Here is a 2,529-nt window from a genome sequence, read left to right on the forward strand (position 1 = left end):
ATCCAGATGGCACAAAAGATCATGTGAAAGTTCCGGTAACAGTAGGAGACCAACCGCAAAAAGATAAATACGAACCAACAGTTCAACCAATCACAAAACCATTTGGTCAAAGCACAACAGAACAAGAAGTGAAAGACAAAGTTACAGTACCAGACTTCCCTAAAGAAAAAGGCACACCGACAGTCACAGTCGATAATCCGGCACAAATTCCAAATGGTCAAACGCCAGGAGAAGTAGAAGTTCCTGTAACAGTCACATATCCAGATGGCACAAAAGATCATGTGAAAGTTCCAGTAACAGTGGGAGAACAACCGCAAAAAGACAAATATGAACCAACAGTTCAACCAATCACAAAACCATTTGGTCAAGGAACGACTGAACAAGAGGTTAAAGACAAAGTCACAGTACCAGACTTCCCTAAAGAAAAAGGCACACCGACAGTCACAGTCGATAACCCGGCACAAATACCAAACGGTCAAACACCAGGAACAGTAGATATCCCTGTAACAGTCACATATCCAGACGGAACAAAAGATTATGTGAAAGTTCCAGTAACAGTAGGAGACCAACCGCAAAATGATAAATACGAACCAACAGCAGGAGAAATCACAAAACCATATGGTACACCGACTACTGAAAATGAAGTCAAAGATAAAGTGAGTATTCCAAACTTCCCTAAAGAAGGCGACCAACCAGTTATTAGTGTTGATACAACGAAAGTCCCTGACGGCAAAACAAGTGGAGAATTCGAAGTCCCAGTAACCGTGACTTATCCGGATAAAACAACAGATACAGTTAATGTGAAAGTCAATGTAGGTCCGAAAAACTCAGACACTTATGAACCGAAATTTGAAAATATCACAAAACCATATGGTCAAAATACAACTGAACAAGAAGTGAAAGACGAAGTAACAGTCCCAGATTTCCCAACGGATAAAGGTACACCGGTGGTAACAGTGGATGATCCAACTAAGATTCCGAACGGTCAAACATCTGGCGTATTTGATGTATCTGTAACCGTCACTTACCCAGACAAAACAACAGACAAAGTCACAGTGAAAGTAACAGTCGGTGAACAACCGGATAATGTGAAATATGATCCTAAAGCAGGAGAAATCACTAAACACTTTGGTGAAAAAGCTACACCGGATGAAGTGAAATCAAAAGTGACTGTTCCAGGATATCCAGAAAACAGTCAACCATATACAGTGACAGTAGATGAAACAAAAATTCCAGACGGTCAAACACCGGGAGAAGTAGAAGTTCCAGCCACAGTAACTTATCCGGATAAAACAACAGATATTGTTAACGTGAAAGTGACAACAGGACCAAAAGATTCAGACACGTATGAACCGACTACAGGAGAGATTAAAAAACCATACGGTACACCTACAACTGAAGAAGAAATAAAAGGAAAAGTAAGTGTTCCGGACTTCCCTAAAGAAGGCGATCAACCAGTTATTACTGTGGACACAAGTAAAGTGCCTGATGGTCAAACAAGTGGTGAATTTGAAGTTCCAGTTACAGTCACATATCCAGACAAAACAACAGACGTTGTGAAAGTTAAAGTAACAGTTGGACCAAAAGATTCAGTTACGTATGAACCTACAACACAACCAATAGTAAAACCTTTTGGTACAACGACTACAGCGGATGAAGTTAAAGGAAATGTTACAATTCCAAACTTCCCTAAAGAAGGTACTCAACCAGTTATTACTATCGATGACGAAACAAAAGTACCAAATGGTCAAACACCTGGCGTATTTGATGTTCCTGTAACAGTCACTTACCCAGATAAAACAACTGATAAAGTCACAGTTAAAGTTACAGTCGGCGAACAACCGGATAATGTGAAATATGATCCTAAAGCAGGAGAAATCACTAAACACTTTGGTGAAAAAGCTACACCGGATGAAGTGAAATCAAAAGTGACTGTTCCAGGATATCCAGAAAACAGTCAACCATATACAGTGACAGTAGATGAAACAAAAATTCCAGACGGTCAAACGCCAGGAGAAGTAGAAGTTCCAGTCACAGTGACATATCCAGATAAAACAACAGATATTGTCAATGTAAAAGTTACAACTGGACCGAAAGATTCAGATACGTATGAACCAACAACACAACCAATCACAAAACCATTTGGTCAAGGCACAACAGAACAAGAAGTGAAAGATAAAGTGACAGTACCAAACTTCCCAGCGGATAAAGGTACACCAGTAGTAACAGTGGATGATCCAACTAAGGTTCCAAACGGTCAAACACCGGGTGAATTCGAAGTACCGGTTACAGTGACTTATCCAGATAAAACAACAGATACAGTGAATGTGAAAGTTACAGTCGGTCCAAAAGATTCAGACACTTATGAACCAACAGTCAAACCAATTGAAAAACCGTTCGGCCAAGGCACAACTGAACAAGAGGTCAAAGATAAAGTGACAGTACCTAACTTCCCAGCGGATAAAGGTACACCGGTAGTAACAGTTGACGATTCGACAAAAGTACCTAATGGTCAAACACCAGGTGAAT

General features: G+C 40.2%; 1 protein-coding gene. It reads left to right on the forward strand.

Going from position 1 to position 2,529, the window contains the following annotated elements:
• The coding region (locus HMPREF2603_RS09330) for a Rib/alpha-like domain-containing protein (RefSeq protein WP_261676382.1) at positions 1-2,529 on the forward strand (2,529 nt) is incomplete at both ends.

The sequence above is a fragment of the Staphylococcus sp. HMSC055C03 genome (assembly GCF_001809385.1).
In the GTDB taxonomy this organism is placed as follows: domain Bacteria; phylum Bacillota; class Bacilli; order Staphylococcales; family Staphylococcaceae; genus Staphylococcus; species Staphylococcus simulans.